Source organism: Lacimicrobium alkaliphilum (genome assembly GCF_001466725.1).
GTDB classification, from domain to species: domain Bacteria; phylum Pseudomonadota; class Gammaproteobacteria; order Enterobacterales; family Alteromonadaceae; genus Lacimicrobium; species Lacimicrobium alkaliphilum_B.
In genome coordinates, this window is sequence record NZ_CP013650.1 from 829,363 (window position 1) to 846,903 (window position 17,541).

General features: G+C 50.9%; 11 protein-coding genes. 4 read left to right on the forward strand and 7 right to left on the reverse strand.

The window, feature by feature from the left end; genetic code table 11:
* Nucleotides 1-35: 35 nt before the first annotated feature.
* A complete protein-coding gene (gene rluA, locus AT746_RS03900) occupies nucleotides 36-692 on the reverse strand; it encodes a bifunctional tRNA pseudouridine(32) synthase/23S rRNA pseudouridine(746) synthase RluA (RefSeq protein WP_062476692.1) in 657 nt (218 codons plus the stop codon).
* Nucleotides 692-3,517, reverse strand: a complete 2,826-nt coding sequence (rapA, locus tag AT746_RS03905) for an RNA polymerase-associated protein RapA (RefSeq protein WP_062476695.1) — start codon at nucleotides 3,515-3,517, stop codon at nucleotides 692-694. Before rapA ends, rluA begins: the two co-directional genes overlap by 1 nt.
* Before the next feature lie 264 nt (nucleotides 3,518-3,781).
* Here rapA and AT746_RS03910 point away from each other — a divergent pair, with 264 nt between their 5' ends.
* Entirely contained in the window at nucleotides 3,782-5,179 is a 1,398-nt protein-coding gene (locus tag AT746_RS03910; protein WP_062476698.1) for a PhoH family protein, read from the forward strand.
* A 452-nt stretch (nucleotides 5,180-5,631) separates the two neighbouring features.
* On the opposite strand, the gene AT746_RS03915 is transcribed toward AT746_RS03910, so the two are convergent.
* The 3 genes from AT746_RS03915 to AT746_RS03925 all read right to left on the reverse strand — a co-directional run bounded on the left by AT746_RS03915 (nucleotide 5,632) and on the right by AT746_RS03925 (nucleotide 10,163).
* Nucleotides 5,632-6,597, reverse strand: a complete 966-nt coding sequence (locus tag AT746_RS03915; RefSeq protein ID WP_156413619.1) for a hypothetical protein — start codon at nucleotides 6,595-6,597, stop codon at nucleotides 5,632-5,634.
* 59 nt (nucleotides 6,598-6,656) lie between these two features.
* The gene (cysG, locus tag AT746_RS03920) at nucleotides 6,657-8,048 is read right to left on the reverse strand and encodes a siroheme synthase CysG (protein ID WP_062476704.1); all 1,392 of its coding nucleotides are present in this window, start codon (nucleotides 8,046-8,048) and stop codon (nucleotides 6,657-6,659) included.
* Nucleotides 8,049-8,393: 345 nt separating this feature from the next.
* Nucleotides 8,394-10,163 carry a DEAD/DEAH box helicase gene (locus AT746_RS03925; protein ID WP_062476707.1) on the reverse strand — a complete coding sequence of 590 codons (1,770 nt, stop codon included), beginning with the start codon at nucleotides 10,161-10,163 and terminating at the stop codon, nucleotides 8,394-8,396.
* A gap of 231 nt (nucleotides 10,164-10,394) precedes the next feature.
* Here AT746_RS03925 and prsT point away from each other — a divergent pair, with 231 nt between their 5' ends.
* On the forward strand, nucleotides 10,395-13,133 hold the full coding sequence (prsT, locus tag AT746_RS03930; RefSeq protein ID WP_156413620.1) for an XrtA/PEP-CTERM system TPR-repeat protein PrsT: 2,739 nt from the start codon (nucleotides 10,395-10,397) through the stop codon (nucleotides 13,131-13,133).
* A gap of 46 nt (nucleotides 13,134-13,179) precedes the next feature.
* Here prsT and AT746_RS20160 read toward each other — a convergent pair whose 3' ends face one another.
* Both AT746_RS20160 and AT746_RS03935 read right to left on the reverse strand, forming a co-directional pair.
* A complete protein-coding gene (locus AT746_RS20160; RefSeq protein ID WP_257721079.1) occupies nucleotides 13,180-13,314 on the reverse strand; it encodes a hypothetical protein in 135 nt (44 codons plus the stop codon).
* Nucleotides 13,315-13,434: 120 nt separating this feature from the next.
* A complete protein-coding gene (locus tag AT746_RS03935; RefSeq protein WP_062476713.1) occupies nucleotides 13,435-15,060 on the reverse strand; it encodes an alpha-glucosidase family protein in 1,626 nt (541 codons plus the stop codon).
* A gap of 324 nt (nucleotides 15,061-15,384) precedes the next feature.
* Here AT746_RS03935 and AT746_RS03940 point away from each other — a divergent pair, with 324 nt between their 5' ends.
* Nucleotides 15,385-16,461 carry a transporter substrate-binding domain-containing protein gene (locus AT746_RS03940; protein WP_062476716.1) on the forward strand — a complete coding sequence of 359 codons (1,077 nt, stop codon included), beginning with the start codon at nucleotides 15,385-15,387 and terminating at the stop codon, nucleotides 16,459-16,461.
* Between the two features lie 63 nt (nucleotides 16,462-16,524).
* On the forward strand, nucleotides 16,525-17,088 hold the full coding sequence (locus AT746_RS03945) for a TetR/AcrR family transcriptional regulator (RefSeq protein ID WP_062476719.1): 564 nt from the start codon (nucleotides 16,525-16,527) through the stop codon (nucleotides 17,086-17,088).
* Nucleotides 17,089-17,541 lie beyond the last annotated feature (453 nt).

A 17,541-nucleotide genomic window follows, 5' to 3' on the forward strand; every position in this document is an offset into this window, starting at 1 on the left:
CTAATTAGTCTCTCTGGTCTCACCTGTAGCTACGACTAAAAAGGGCAGGGTGAACCAAATCGGATGGGTTCTTCGGTTACCGGGTGAGTCAAGGCCAGCATACAGGCATGCAGCTGTAACCGTTCGGCCATTTGCAGCGCCTGCGGATGAGCATACAGACGATCTCCGAGTATCGGATGGCCGAGGCTGAGCATATGCACCCTGAGCTGATGTGAGCGCCCTGTCACCGGGAGTAGTTCGACACGGGTTGATGCCTGCACGCGCTCCAGTACACGCCATTTGGTCAGTGCGGCCTTGCCTTTTTCCATGTCTACCATTTGTTTGGGACGGTTAGGCCAGTCACAGATAAGTGGCAGGTCGATTTCACCGCAGTCCTGTTGCGGGTTACCCCAGACTCTGGCCTGATAGATCTTATCTGTCTGCCGATGCTGGAATTGTGCACTGATATGTCGGTGGCTATGTTTGTTCAGTGCCATCAGCATAATCCCGGAGGTAGCCATATCCAGACGGTGTACTACCGTGGCAGTGGGGAACACGGACTGCGCTCTGTGTTGCAGGCTGTCTTTATGCTCCGGGGCTTTGCCCGGCACAGACAATAACCCACTGGGTTTATCCAGCACCAGCAAATCCTCATCCTGATACAGGATTTTCAGCCAGGGTTCGGTGGGAGGCGTATACTCAAGCAACGCCATCAGTGAGAATTCACTATCAGCCTGATGGCTTCCAGTTGCAGCCTGGCGCCATTGATCAGCTCACCTAACTGGTGTATCTGACGGGCCAGATGCTGGATTTCCTCATCCCGGATACTGGGGTTAAGCTTTTTCAGATTCAGCAATCTGTCCAGTTCATCCCCAAGCTCCGATTGCATCCTGCCCAGGCAGGAATGACGCAATTCCCGGGCGGTTTTACCCGCCGCTTTGCCCGCCTGTTTCAGGCCCGTCTGAATTTGTGCTTCCAGGGCCTTTAGCAGTTGTCCGGCAATCTTGCTGTTAAGGGGCTGTAGCTCGGTAAATGACTGCTCCACTTCGTTGCCTTTGGCATCCAGACACAGGCGTATGGGCGTGGGCGGCAGATGCCGGTGTAGCTGAAGATCACGGCTGGCATTGGCGCTTAATACAAACAGACATTCAATAAAGTAACAGCCATTTGCCAGGGATTTGTCCTGCATCAGCGCCAGGCTGCTTTTGCCCAGGGTATCGGTGAGAATCACATCCATGGCGTGGCGTACCATGGGGTGATCGGCACTGAAAAACTGAATATCCTCCATGGCCAGGGCGGCCTGGCGCTCATAGGTGATCGTCAGACCCTCTTCATCCAGGCCGGGCAACTGATTAACCATAGTATCGCCGGGTCGCAGGATATAACTGCTTTCGTCCCGGTCTTCCTGGACCACGCCGATGGCGTCGAGTAGCCTGCCCATAAAGCGTTCCAGTCTGGCAGAGTCATCGCTGCTGCGAATCGCCTCCAATAGCGGTTCCACTTTGCCACGGCCCGATGAATTAAGCTCCAGCAGCTTATCTCTGCCCGCTTCCAGTTCTGCCTTAAGTTGCCGATACAGCAACTGACTTTGTTGTAGTACGGCATCAAACAGGGCGGGATCTGAATCGGGGCGCAGGGCCGCAATGAGTTGCTGCTGAACCTGTTCAAATATACTGCTGCCCACCGGGCAGGTTTGTTCGAACGCGTTAAGCCCCTGATGGTACCAGTCAAGCAGCCTGTGTTGGGCACTGCCGGTGAAGTAGGGCAGGTGAATTTGCACGTCCTGTTGCTGGCCGATACGATCCAGCCGGCCAATGCGTTGCTCCAGCAAATCTGGCAGCAGTGGCAGATCGAATAGCACCAGATGATGGGCAAACTGAAAGTTACGCCCTTCACTGCCGATTTCGCTGCAAATCAGCGCCTGAGCTCCCTGCTCTGACTGGGCAAAAAACGCCGCCATCTTGTCCCGTTCGACAATACTTAAACCCTCATGAAAGACGCCGGCATGGATCCCGGCTTTGACCCGCAGTGCCTCTGCCAGTTTCATGGCGGTGCCGGCGCTGGCACAGATCACCAGCACTTTTTCATCTTTGTGCTGTTGTAGTAATTGCACAAACCAGTCCACCCGCGGGTCGTTTTGTGTCCAGCTTTCCTGAACCGACCCGTGGCGCTCCGGGGTCAGATAGTACTGAAGTTCCGGGATCTCTTGTCCGAACAGTGCCTTGTACTGATCTGGCAGTGTCAGTGGGTAGCTGTGCAGAATACGGGCCGGAAAACCTTTAATACCGGAGCGGCTGTTTCTGAACAGCAGGCGGCCGGTACCATGGCGGTCTATCAGTTCGCCCAGCAGGTGCTGTTTTTCCTGTTCAGTGGCCTGGTTTACTGACTTGAGCCTGTCGGCCAGCTCCGGGGCAAAATCTGCGATGGCACTGATCTGTGCCATTGATAAGGTTTCGCCCTCGAGTAAGGGGGTGAGGGCGTCGGCTAAATGGCTGTATCCCTGTTCCTCCTGCAAAAACGCCTGATAGTCATAGAAGCGATCCGGGTCGAGCAGACGCAGGCGGGCAAAATGGCTGGCATGACCGAGTTGATCCGGTGTTGCGGTCAGCAGCAACACGCCACTGGTGACGGCGGCCAGTGCCTCGATACACTGATAAGCCTGTGAGGGGGCATCCTCTGACCATTGCAGGTGATGGGCTTCATCCACTACCAGCAGATCCCAGGGGGCGGCTTCGGCCTGGGCCTGATATTTGGGGTTCTGTGCCAGAAAATCCAGACTACAGAGCACCAGCTGCTCCGACTCAAAAGGATTGGATGATTCTTCATTTAAGGCCTGGCAGCGCTCGGTATCGAAGATGGCGAAGGCCAGATTGACCCGGCGCAGCATCTCCACCAGCCACTGATGCACCAGACTATCGGGCACCACAATTAATACGCGGGCGGCGCGGCCGGTGAGAATTTGCTGATGAATAATCAGTGCCGCCTCTATGGTTTTACCCAGGCCCACTTCATCGGCCAGCAGCACTCTGGGCGCGTAACGACCGGCCACTTCAGAGGCGATATGGATCTGATGGGGGATCAGATCGACCCGTGCCCCGGTCATGCCCAGTAACGGGGATATCTGGTGCTGATATTGCTGCTCCAGGCAGGCCAGGCGCAGATCAAACCATTTGGGATCATCATACTGGCCACTGAGCAGCCGCTGATCGGGCTGATCGAGTATAAAATGATGGTCCAGAAAGGTTTCTTTGAGGCTGGCTTTGCGCCCCGTATCCAGCCTCTGACCACTGTAAGTCAACTGGCCATCCTGTTCGCTGATCTCATCAACAAGCAATTGCCAGCCCTCATGGCTGGATATTTTGTCACCAATGGCAAAAGTTACCCTTACCAGCGGGGCGGAAGCCAGGGTGTAGGTGCGTTGTTCGCCGGTGGCGACAAACAGCAGGCTGACGGTTCTGTCAGCAATCTCCACCACAGTGCCCAGTCCGAGCTCCGATTCTGTCTGACTTATCCAGCGTTGCCCCAGGGCAAATGACATAGTATCTCCGGTAAAAAGAATAGCGGCGGCGGATTTTACTCTGCCGGAAGAGAATTTCCTACCACGGAATAGATCATGACCTCTTCTAAAAGTAGGTGATCAGCGGGCAAAAGTGTTCTATTGTGAACTTGTCGCGGTGCAAACTCACCGCAGACAAGGCACAAAGCTTATGCGGTCCATGGCTGACTGCTTATGGACGCAATGATGGTCACTGCACGGGGCCTTTGTCGACCCTGAGCAGAGATAACCCAGCCGGAGATGCTAATGGCAAAAACCAAAGCTGTTAATACCAAGATCTACGTTCTCGATACCAATATCCTCCTTCACGAACCCTTCGCTTTCCTGTCCTTTAAAGAAAATGACGTCGTCGTTCCAATGACGGTGCTCGAAGAGCTGGACTACATTAAAGACAGCAAAAAAGATGTGGCCCGGGATGCCCGCATTTCTATTCGCGCCATGGAAGATGTACTGCATGACGCCACGCCGGATCAGCTCACCGCAGGGGTTTCCCTGAAGGGATTAGGCTCTGGCGAAGCCGCACCCATCGGGCATTTTTCCATTTTCTCTGATCACGGTATGCCTAAGGCACAACAGGTGTTTACCAGCAATGAAAACGATAACCGTATTATTAATGCCGCCCTGCATATCCAGCAGCGCGCCACCCCGAGGCAGGTGGTGCTGGTTACCAAAGATATCAATATGCGACTTAAAGCCAAGGGCGCAGGGCTGGCCCATGTTGAGGATTACCGTACCGACCAGTTGATCAGCGATATTAAATACCTGAGCCGCGGTTATCACAAATTCGAGGGCAATTTCTGGGACAAAGTTAAGTCGGTGGAAAGCCGCACCGAAGGCCGCGAGACGGTGCACAGTATCGATCGTAAAGTGTTTCCCGAAGCCTATATCAATGAATTTCTGATTGATGACTCGAAGCAGTTTGCTGCCATAGTAGAGGGCATGACCGAGTCTACTCTGGAAATTCTGGACTTAGGCTATGAACGTCTGATGTCTGGCAAGGCCTGGGGCATTCATCCGAAAAATATCGGTCAGGCCATGGCGCTGCATGCGCTGCTCGACCCCTATATCGACCTGATCATTATGACAGGTCCGGCCGGTTGCGGTAAGACCCTGCTGGCGCTGGCCGCAGCCCTGGAGATGGTCGTAGAGCGCAAGATGTATGACAAGATTATCGTTACCCGCAACACCCCGGAAATTGCAGAATCTATAGGTTTCCTGCCCGGTACTGAGGAAGAGAAGATGGCGCCCTGGCTGGCGGCCATTACCGACTCGCTGGAGGTGCTGCACAAGAATGACGAGAACGTCAAAGGCTCTATGAGCTATATCATGGAAAAGGCCAACATTCAGTTTAAGTCGGTGAATTTTATGCGCGGGCGCAGCATTCAGAACGCCATTGTGATTCTGGATGAAAGTCAGAACCTTACGGCCTCACAGCTTAAAACCATTATTACCCGCTGTGGCGAGGGCACTAAGCTGATTTGTACCGGTAACCTGGCACAGATCGATTCTAACTACCTGAGTCCGGTGACATCAGGCCTGACGTACCTGGTGGAGAAGTTTAAGAACTTCACCGGCAGTGCCACCATCAACCTTGATGGCGTGGTTCGGAGCCGCCTGGCGGAATTTGCCGAAGAGCATTTGTAAAAGGCTTTTCACCACAGAGGCACAGAGAGGTAAGGGGGATCAAACCCATGATACCTCGTTGCTCTTCGTGCCTCGGTGGTTAATTGTGCCTTTCTCAAAGGTCGCTGGATGCCCGATAACAACATTCGGGCATGACCGTTTGTCGTTCCCGCATGCTGTTGGCGGGAACCCAGTGCCATTTTCTTTACCACGAACCATACGAAAAGCACGAAAAAGCTAATTTCACCACGGAGGGCACAGAGAGGTAAAGGAGATTAAACCCTTGATACCTCAGTGTTCTCTGTGCCTCTGTGGTTATTCTATCTTTTTATACTTTAATCAGTCGTAGCTCGTATAAAGCGAAGTGAAATACGGGGATTTGTAGCTCTGTCCCGTAATCCGCTTCGCTCCTTACAGGCTACTGATAACATAAATGGTGAGCCATCTGCGATCCCAGCGGCTCTGCGGTAAAGTTAGTTTTGGTTAACAATTTCAAAGCTAAACAGTCCACCGTTGATGGCGGCCAGGCTTTGTTCTGAAATCTGTCCGGTTGGCATCAGCGATGGGCCGGTGGGTTCTGCAAGTAAATAGGTATTGCCATCCAACCTCAGGGTTTCGTCCTTACCACCATAGGCCAGTTGTACCCCTAAAAGAGCATGGTTGGGCAGATAGATAATGGCAACTTTTACGCTCGGCAACATGGAGCGAAGCAGGGCGGCAGCCACCACAGTTTTGCTGTCACAGTCGCCATGGTTATTGACCAGTACCTGCGCCGGTGGCAGATAGCCAGAGCCATCGGATACCATGCGGCTTTCCAGATCATTATAGGGAATGGTCTGCAACCAGCTCAGCAGCATATTGACATAGGCTCTGGCCTGGCTGTTGTCTTTGAGTTTAGCGTATAAAGCATTGGCCGCTGGTAGCAAGGTCGGTACACTTTCTGTGGCATAACGACGATGATCAGGTTTTACCCCCTCTTCGCCAAAGTGATTGGTAAAGTGGGTGTAATAGTTAGCAAAAAGGTAATCGTCAAAGGCCTTCTGGTGCAGTTGCTGGAGCTTTTTCTGCCAGCTTTCGATGTTCTCCTGATCACGGGATCTCACTTCAAAGCTGAGTTGCTCACCGATTTTCTGTATTTTTATTCGTGCTTCTCTGGGATCGGCCTGCTGCGCCACCTTTTGCATGGCCACCATCACATGGCGCTGGGCAATATGCGGCTGATAACTGACCAGCTTCTGAAATTGCTGATTAACCTGTTGTTTATCAAGACTAAAATTCAATTGTTGCGGAAGCTCATCATGATCCAGCCAGCGGTAATTTAACTGTATTCCGGTGGCAGTTTCTGTTTTCTCAAAAGACAATTGCTTAGCATAACCCGGGCAAAGGGCCGTTACGGTCAGAATAAATACAGAGAAAGGATACAACCTGAACCGATACAAATAAAAATGTCCTGATGATTTTTCAGTCAGTATAGATCTGCGCTGATATCAGAACAATTCTAATCCTGATGACTGTCGCTCTTAAACCAGTTCAGTTTCTCGCGCAGTGTAACAACAGTACCAACAATGATCAGCGCCGGTGGCTTAATATGTGCTGCACGCCTCTCAATATCAGCCAGGGTGCCGGTCACCACCTGCTGGTTCTCGGTGGTGGCCTGTTCAATCAAAGCGATAGGCATCTCCCTGTCCATGCCATTGGCAATCAACTCGCGGCAGATTACCGGCAGGCCGGTGAGACCCATGTAAAACACCAGAGTCTGACCTTTTTGCACCAGCGCCGGCCAGTCCAGATTAATGCTGTCGTCTTTCAAATGGCCCGTAGCAAACACCACTGACTGGGCATGCTCCCTGTGGGTAAGAGGAATTCCTGCATAACTGGCTGCACCACTGGCGGCCGTAATGCCAGGCACTACCTCGAATTCAATCCGGTGCTCAAGCAGGGTTTCAATTTCTTCGCCGCCGCGGCCAAATATAAAGGGATCACCGCCTTTCAGGCGCACCACTCGCTTACCGGCTTTGGCCTCGCTGACCAGTAACTGGTTAATATCCTGCTGTGGCAGAATGTGGTTGCTGGCTGCCTTACCCACATAAATTTTTTCTGCGTCACGGCGGACCATATCCAGGATTTCCTGCGATACCAGACGGTCATATACCACTACATCGGCTTTTTGCATCAGACGCAGGGCACGAAAGGTCAGAAGTTCTGCATCACCGGGGCCGGCGCCGACCAGATACACCTGACCTGTTATCTTGGGCTCAGCCTGCGCTAAATGCTGTTCCATCAATTGCCCAGCGCGTTCTTCGTTACCTTTGAGTACCTGTTCGGCAATATCACCGTCGAAAAAGGCTTCCCAGAAATAGCGGCGCTGAGTCAGGTTGCCAAAGCGCCGCTTTACCTTATCCCTGAACTGCTGAGCAAAGTCGCCAAGACGGCTGATGCTGCGGGGAATATCGGCTTCCAGTTTCTGACGCAGATAGCGCAGTAAGACTGGTGCCACGCCGCCACTGCTCATGGCAATGATAATAGGTGAGCGGTCGATAATAGAAGGGGTAATAAAGCCGCATTGCTCGGGGGCGTCCACTACATTCACCAGCAAGTTTCTGGCTCTAGCCTGTTCGCTGATTTGTTGGTTAAGGGTGCGATCATTGGTGGCCACAAATACCAGCTGCCTATCTCCGAGATCCTCTGGCTGATATTCCCGCGCTATCCATTCAAGATTGGTATGGCTTTCAATCAGTCTTTCAACGGTAGAGCAGGCCTGTGGCGCCACTATGGTGACGCTGGCATGGGTGCGCAACAGCAACTCTGTTTTACGGGCAGCCACTTCTCCTGCCCCAACCACCAGTACATTCAGCGCGGTGGTATCAACAAATAAGGGAAAATATTGCATAGAAACACGCTTAAATCAGACTTTAACAGTGAGTCTGACATAATTGCTTATAACAACAAAATATCAAATTAAGAAAATATATGCTTTTTAGTGAGGAGGTAGGAGTGAGGCGTCAGGGGAAGTGATGGAATTATATATGCTGAATAAAAAGCTATTCACCACAGAGGCACCCAGCAGCCATTGCTCTATTATTGTGCCACCCGGTAGCATCTGCCAAGCAAAGGTGCTGGGCAGGCAGAGAACACAGAGGTATTAAGGTTCTGGACCTTCTACTTCTCTGTGCCCTCCGTGGCTCTGTGGTTAAATTTCTTTCTTTCTCGTTTCAGTGGAAGAGTTCAGCCTGAATTACTCTTTGGGCTTACGCTCTTTTCTGGGCTTGTCAAATTTGGGCTTATCCCGTTTTGGCGGCTCTTCACTCCATTCCCTGATCCCCAGCTTCTGCCCGGCAACCCTGGCTTTTTGCAATACCTGCCGTACTTCCGGGGGCATGCCTTCGGGTAAATCTACGGTGCTGTAACTGTCATGGATTTCGATGGCACCAATATGCTTGCTGTCCATACCCGCTTCGTTGGCAATGGCACCGACGATATTACCGGGTTTGACACCATGAGTATGGCCAACATCCAGGCGGTAGCGCTGCATACCTTCCTCGGGCTTGGAGCTGCGACGGCGAGGTTTATCACCGGGTTTGCCATCCCGTCCTCTTGGACTGCGCTCAGGTCTGTCTCTGCTACCCCGGTCACGTTCAGGGCGTTCAACTCTGGGGGGGCGGGCGTTAAGATCCGGGCGATCAGATTCGCTCAGAAGCAGCGGTTCATTACCCTGAGCCAGCTTAGCCAACGCCGCCATCAACACTTCCGGTTCCGCTTCAGTTTCTGCCTGAATAGCTTCAATCACACTGATCATCGCTTCCAGCTTGTCATCATTCATCGCTTCGATAACGGATTGTTTAAAGCGTTTCAGGCGCTGCTCGTTCAGCTCAGATATAGAAGGAATGGTCATCACTTCAATTTTCTGACGGGTGGCCTTTTCTATGGCCCCCAACATGCGCTTCTCACGGTGCGAGATAAACAATATGGCTTCACCGGAGCGTCCGGCACGGCCTGTACGGCCGATACGATGCACATAAGATTCGGTGTCATAGGGGATATCGAAATTGATCACGTGGCTGATGCGCTCCACATCCAGTCCCCGGGCCACCACATCGGTAGCGATCAGGATGTCTATTTTACCCTGCTTGAGACGATCAACAGTACGTTCTCTGGCACTTTGCTGAATATCACCGTTTAAGGGTTCTACGGCAAAGCCTCGGGCGGCGAGCTTTTCCGCCAGTTCCATGGTCGCGTTTTTGGTACGTACAAACACAATGATCCCATCGAATTCTTCCACTTCCAGAATCCGGGTCAGGGCCTCAAGTTTATGATGACCCGCGACCTGGCAGAAACGCTGGCGAATGGTGCTGGCGGTACTGACCTTAGAGGCAATTCTTACTATTTTTGGGGATTTTAAGTACTTGTTGGTGATATTCCGGATACGATCGGGCATGGTCGCCGAAAACAGCGCGGTCTGACGCTCTTTCGGCGCATGACTTAAAATCCATTCCACATCATCAATAAAGCCCATGCGGAGCATTTCATCGGCTTCATCCAGTACCAGAAACTTGAGCTTATCCAGCTTCAGGGTACCTTTTTTGATGTGATCGATGATTCTGCCCGGAGTCCCTACTACCACCTGCACGCCTCTTTTCAGCGGCCGGATCTGGTTGTCATAGGATTGTCCGCCATAGATGGGCAACACTTTGATATTGCGGTCAAAGCTCGCATAAGTATGAAAGGCCTCTGCCACCTGAATGGCCAGTTCCCGGGTGGGTGCCAACACCAGCAGTTGTGTGGTTGTGTCGCTACTGTCTATCTTTGCCAGCATGGGCAGGGCGAAGGCCGCGGTTTTACCGGTACCTGTCTGAGCCTGACCTAACAGATCGTGACCTTCCATAATCAGCGGGATGCTTTCCGCCTGAATCGGAGAGGGCTTTTCATAGCCCACTTTCTCCAGTGCCTTGAGTACCGGCTCGGGAAGGTTTAAGTCTGTAAAGCTGAGATCTGTATTACTGGTCATAGGGTTCCTGCTGCTGATCGCCGACATCCGACAATATTAAAGCCGCAATTATATGCGATTTAGCGGATTTAAGACAGTAATACCCGTAAAAGCCGCGAAAAGTCGCAAAAGCCCTGACAGGTCTCTTCAGGCATAATTTATCCCTTCAGGAGTGTCGTGACAATTGACTGTCCGGCGACTCTGGCCTATGGTGGGAATCTACTTATACTCACTGTTATATAAGGATTTCCAGTGTTTCGTATATTCTTGATTATGTCTTTTAGCCTGGCTTTGGTGGCATGCAGCCAACAAAGCGGTGAACAGCATTTGGAAAAGGCCCGGGGCTATGTAGCAGATAAAGATTATCCTGCCGCGGTGATTGAACTTAAAAGCGCGCTGCAAAAGTCGCCTCAGCTTGCCGCGGCGAGATTTGAACTTGGCCGTATCTACGTCAAGCAGCAGCAATTCCAGCAGGCGGAGAAAGAGCTGAATCGCGCTATGGAATATGGTTATCCCGAGGAAGAAGTCATTCCTTTGTTGTCCAGGGCATACCAGAAAACCGGTGCCGACGTGGCCCTGAGCAAACTGAAAAACCAGTACGCGGGCTTAAGCGAGGAAGAAGCCGCAGAAGTGGGCTTTTACAAACTGGAATCGCTGGTCAGGCTGGAACGCACAGACGATGCGCGGTCGCTGATTGAACAAATCAAAAGTTATGATACAGACTCACCTTATAAGTCCCTGGCTCTGACCTATTCCTATTTGTTGGATGAGGAAGTTGACCGGGCTAAGTTGCAGTTACAGGAAGTTCTTAACAACCATCCCGACCAGCCTGATGCCCTGACTTTACTGGGGCGGTTGTATGTCAGTGAAGGCAACCGTGACGGTGCTATCGATGCCTATAAGCAATATTACGCTGCTTATCCTGACGATCATCAGGTTAGCTTTATGCTGGCGCGGCTGCTCACCGATGCAGGGCGAACAGAAGAAGCCGAACCCATTGTTGATAAATTGTTGAAGATCAGCGATACCAATCCATTGCTGAATCAGTTGAAAGGCCTGAGTCGTGCCAGTGATGGTGACCACAAGGAAGCCCTCAAATACACTGAAAAAGCCCTGATGAATAAAGGCACGGATCCTGGAATGCGCCTGGCTGCGGGTTATAGCGCCTTTCAGCTCGGGGATTTCAGTACTGCGGTACAGCACCTTTCTCATGTGGCCAGTGATTTACCCTCTAATCATCCTGGTCTTAGACTCCTGGCAGCCAGCCAGATCCAACTGGGGCTGACCGATGAAGCCGGTGAAACGCTGCGGCGTCTGGAGGAAGTCTCTGACCAGGAAGCACAACTGTTTTCAGCCGCCGGATTTGAAATGCTCAAAGAAGGCAATATCAAGGGCGCGCAGGAAATGGTGGCCCGTTCCCAGGGGCTGAGTGATTCTGCTACCGATCTTACCCGCTTAGGTGTATTACAACTCTCCCTTAATGACGTAAAGGGTATTCTGAATCTTGAGCAGGCATTGGAGCAGGAGCCTGAGCAGGATACAACCAGAGCGACACTGGCAACAGCCTATCTGGTAACAGAACAATATGACAAAGCCATGCAATTAGCCCAGGAGTGGAAAGAGCAGGGTGATGTGCAGGGATATTTGCTTGCCGGCACAGTACTGAGACGCCAGGGTGAAAATGAGCAGGCCCGGGCTGAGTTCGAACAGGCCGGGCAGATGGCGCCGGAGGATCCTAAAGTCAGACTGGCACTGATTGATCTGGCGTTGGCTGAGAATAATACCGAACAGGCAATAACCTCTTTGCAGCAGTTGCTGGATGAGCACCCGGCGCAGATACCTGCACTGTCGAGATATTTTGATCTGATGCACCGCCAGGAGCAGAGTGATGAAGGTATATCGCGAATTCGAAAAGGACTTAACAGTCAACCGGATAACCTTCAGCTTAAAATATTACTTGCACATGCGCAGTTGCTGACAGGGAAGCCAGAGGAAAGTATTAAACTGCTGGTTCAGGAAAATGCCGACAAGGATTTACCGGTTAAATATTGGGATATTCTGGGGCAGTCTTACCTGCGCAGTAACAAAATAAAAGAAGCCATCAACCACTATGACGCCTGGCTGGAAGAGCATCCGCACAATCTTAAAGCGATAATGGGCAAACTGTTCCTGCTGGATATACAGAATCAGTTTGAGCAAGGTCTTGAACTGTCTAAAGAGGTCATGTCCCGTTATCCGGATGATGTACGGCTGTTGTCTGTGTATACCCATTTTCTGTTGATGACAGGTGATTTTGAAGAAGGTCGCAAACGTTTTGATACCTTGCCTGCAAAGGTTAAGGCAAGTCCTTTGGGGCGTGGTCTGCATGGCCGGTTACTGGCTGGGGAAGGTAAGTGTGCTGAGGCGCTGCCAAACATTCAGGCAGCCTACGAGGACAAACCCAATTACCGGCACCTGTCGCTGGCGGTTCGTTGCCTTAATCAACTTGATAAACGTGATGAGAGTTATCAGTTGTTAAGTGAGCATGCGGAGCGTATGCCCCAGGATCAGGCTTCACTGATGATGCTGGCGGAACGTGAAATCCCAAGAGATATGAACAAGGCCGCAGAGCGTTACAAACAGGTACTTGAACTTAACGACAGCAACTATCTGGCGCTCAATAATCTGGCCTATCTGCAAATGAAGCTGGGTAATCTGGATGATGCATTGGATAAAGCTCAGCGGGCACTGGCTCAAAGGCCTGAAGATCCGGCAGTGCTGGATACGGTTGCCCAGGTTCTGATTGCCAGAAAGAACCTTTCTGAAGCTGAAAAGTATCTTGCCAGAGCCGCTGAGAACAATAACGCCGCTGATGAAATATATCTTAACTATGTGGAGTTGTTGTTCGAGCGAGGCAGAACTGAACTGGCTAAACGCAAACTTGAGCAGCGTGAATATCGTCAGGAAAGTGCGATTAAGCGGGCTGATGAGCTGAAACAGAAACATCAGTAGTTAAAGCCTGGTACAACAAAAAAGAGTGGCAGCGCCACTCTTTTTTTTAACCTTTACTATTTTGTAATACTTCATCCAGCAAACGGTCGAGCTCTTGCCCTAGCTGTCGTACCTGTTTGGCCAGTGACTTACTGGATTGATCTCTTTTCGATTCGGGCAGTTCCAGCCGATTTCTTTTCATTGCCCGCTCCTTTTGTTGCATAGACCATATCAATATATAGTCCGTGGGCTTCAATAGAGATCAACTTACCATCGATCTAACCCAGATATTCAGCTGCCGGGAACTGAGAAAGTCGTGATTTTACTCTAAGTTCGCAAATACACAGCCGTAAGCAGGCAGGCTGAGCCTGCCGTTGTCCAGGGAACCCACGCTGAGTCCATGCTGATTATTCAAAACCGCAACAGATTGAAGATCCAGCTCACAATTTACGGCGTCATCAGAGAGGTTAAAACACACCAGCAGACTCTGTTGGGGGGTTTTGCGCACAAATGCCAGTATCGGCTCCGGTGCATTCAGAAACTCAATGCTGCCGCTGGTCAGTGCGGGTTGTTGCTTGCGCCAGTGCATAAAATGACGAAAACTGTTCAGTACAGAATCAGGCTGTTTTTCCTGCAGCTCTACCGCCAGCGTTCTGTGACTTTCGGGAACCGGCAGCCAGGGTTTCACTTCACTGAATCCGGCATGAGGCCGGTCTGATTGCCACGGATGAGGTGTCCGGCAGCCATCCCGGCCTTTGAAATTAGGCCAGAAGGTGATGCCGTATGGGTCCTGCAAATCTTCATAGCGCAGCTCGGCCTCTGTCAGGCCCAGTTCTTCTCCCTGATACAGACAGATGCTGCCGCGCAGAGATGAAACCATGGCCAGCAATAGCCTGGCAAAATCCTGCTGGTAGCTGTCATTTTGATTCCAGCGGGATACTGCCCGCTGCACATCATGATTACTGATGGCCCAGCAGGGCCAGCCGTCCAGCATTTTTTGCTCAAGTTCCTCAACGGTGCGGCGAATATAGGCGGCAGAAAACTCATCACATAAAAGCTCGAAGCTGTAACCCATGTGCAGGCGCCTATTGCCTTGTGTGTACTCGGCCATACTGGCCAGAGAATCTTCCGAAGAGATTTCTCCTAAGGCCACAGTGCCGGGATATCTGTCCAGCAGACCCCGGAGTTCTTCTACAAAGCCAATATTTTCCGGCTGTGTATTGTTAAAGTAGTGGTACTGGAACGCATAGGGATTGTCTTCACTAAATCCACGCCCTTTACGCTCCTCGGCAGGCTTGGCCGGATTGTTGCGCAATTGCTGATCATGGAAGCAGAAATTAATCGCGTCCAGGCGCAGACCATGCACGCCTTTTTTGAGCCAGAATTCGACATTATCAAGCACCGCTTCACGGACGCTGGGGTTATGAAAGTTAAGATCCGGCTGGCTGACCAGAAAATTATGCAGATAATACTGACAACGACGTGGCTCCCATTGCCAGGCTGAGCCACCAAAGATTGACAGCCAGTTATTCGGTGGTGAACCGTCGGGTTTGGCATCGGCCCACACATACCAGTCCGCTTTGTCATTGTCGCGACTCTGGCGGCTTTGCACAAACCACTCATGCTGATCAGAGGTGTGACTGAGCACCTGATCGATCATCAGCTTAATCCCGAGCCCGGATGCTTTTTCTACCAGTGCGTCGAAGTCGGCCATAGTGCCAAACATCGGGTCGATATCGCGATAATCACTGATATCATAACCAAAATCCTTCATTGGCGATCTGAAGAAGGGCGAAATCCAGATGGCTTCCACACCAAGACTGGCCACATAATCTAGCTTACTGATAATACCGGGCAGATCTCCTATGCCGTCGCCGTTACTGTCCTGAAAACTGCGGGGATAGATTTGGTAGATCACGGCGCCTTGCCACCATGGCTGCTGATTCATACTCTATTTGCTTTCGTTTGTTACAGAAATGTTGGCGAAGCATACGCCACAGCCATTTGCTGTGTAAAAACCCTGCATACGTATTCAATGTTTTTTGTATTCTCTGTCATGCCGGCGTTCTTAATATAAAGCCTTTTATATCATTCACTTAGGCCTTCGATATGGTTTGTGAGGCGTTTTTTCACTTATCTGCAGGCATCTCATCATATCAACCTTGCAGTAAACAGAATGTTGGCAGGCCTGTGGCTTAAGCCCGTAGAGCTTTTGAATATCGCCTCAATACGCCCTATGCTGAGCGAAACAAACAAATAATAAGGACAATCTATGCAATGCCGCGCAACGGTAATATGGCTGGCTTTACTCGTATCTTTGAGTGCTTTTAAGGTTTTCGCTCAGGCCGCCACAGACGAGACCCTGATCATTGGCACTAAAGTGGCACCACCTTTTGTGATTAAACAGGAAAACGGTGACCTGTCCGGTATCAGTATCGAATTGTGGCAGCAGGTCGCTGAGAATATGGGGGTCGACTACCGTTTCGAAGAGGCGGAGCTGGATCAGCTTATAAGCGGCCTGGAGAGCGGACGGTTCGATGCTTCTGTTGCTGCCCTGACGGTCACTGCATCCCGTGAGTCCAGAGTAGACTTTACTCATCCCTATTTTACGACAGGGCTGGCCATTGCTACCTCTAAACAGAGTAGCGGCATCTGGACTATCATTTCAGGGCTGTTTTCCTGGCAGTTCATGGTTGCTCTGGCCGGCCTGGGAGGACTGCTGCTGGCAGTGGGAGTAGTATTGTGGCTGTTTGAGCGTAAAAAGAATGCCGGGATGTTTGGCGGTACGCCCGCACAAGGCATCGGTGCCAGCTTCTGGTGGGCTGCGGTGACCATGACCACCGTTGGCTATGGTGATAAAGCACCGACGACGTTTGCAGGGCGGGTGGTAGGTCTTATCTGGATGTTCGCTGCGATTATTCTGATTTCCAGTTTTACTGCGGCTATCGCCACCAGTCTCACCGTCAGTCAGCTTGAGACTAAAATAACCGGTGCCGATGATTTACCCAATGCCAGTATTGTCAGTGTAGGCAGTTCAGCCAGCGCAGGTTATCTGCAAAGAAACGGTATTGGTTTTATGCAACGCACTTCATTAGAAGCGGCCATTGAAGAAGTCGCCAGAGGCAAGACCGATGCACTGGTGTATGACAAACCTATTATGCAGTATATGGCACGACAGACTTACCCCGGCAAGCTGGCAATCTTGCCAGATATTCTTGAACGTCAGGATTATGCTATTGCTGTAGCCGAAAAAAGTCCGCTCAGAGAATCCATTAACCAGGAGTTGCTCAGGGTTATCGCCACTGAGAACTGGCAACAGCGACTGGAGTATTATCTGGGTCAGAACTGATGGCAGGCCATAGACAAGACATGTGCAAACTAATGCACCTGAGCTTATATTCGCGGAGATGAGATGACGGATAAATCGACGATATTGGACAAGGCGTTGCAGCTTGGTCTGGAAAGGGGCTGGGAAGAGCTCCGCCTGCACGATATCGCTGACGCTCTGGATATTCCGCTTGCGGACATCGCTCAGCATTTCAGTCAGAAGGACGATCTGGTGGATGCATGGTTTGATCGCGCCGATCAGCATTTGCTCAGTATCAAAGCTGAATCCGACTGGCTTGCACTACCTGCTGAGCGGCGCATTGAAGAGGTGATCTGGCGTTGGCTCGAGGCATTGGCACCCTATCGGCGGGTTACCGGCCAGATGTTGCTTTATAAACTGGAACCGGGTCATATTCATTTGCAGATAGGCGGCGTTCTGAGGATCAGCCGCACCGTACAATGGTTGATGGAAGCGGCCGATCTTAAAGCCCGGCATCTGCACCGCATCCGCCAGGAAATTGCTCTGAGCACTGTGTTTGTGAGTACTTTTGTGCACTGGCTGACTGACAGTTCAGTGCATCAGCAGAGTTGCCGGCAAAGCCTTAAACGCAAACTGGCTGTGGGAGCAAAGCTGAATATCTGGAAGTAGTTATTTTACTACCAGATACTGAGTGGCTTTATTCTCTTCTACAGTGCTTGTTCAGTTGTCAAGGTCAACGGAAAAATGTATCAGAGCGTCTGCATTTAATGCTTTTTACGATAGGTCAATGACCGCAAAAATGACGGGTTTTTAACAGAAATATTTCATTAATGTAATTAAGTTACACCTCATTTATATATTCTTCTTTCATGCCACTGCCTTGTTAAATAAAACTAAACCATAAAAAACAACAACTTAAGTTGGTCACTCGCAGTGATATCTGACAGTGCATTGCAACATAATGTTATCGAAATGTTACTGAATTTCTATGAATACGTATGCAAGACATTGTGCCTGTCAAAGCTCTGGCGTTACTATCCTCGGCAACAAAAGTGACATATTTCTGCACTGTTTTGTGCAGACATGCACAGTAACAGTGCCTCTGGCACAGCAACTCTACAC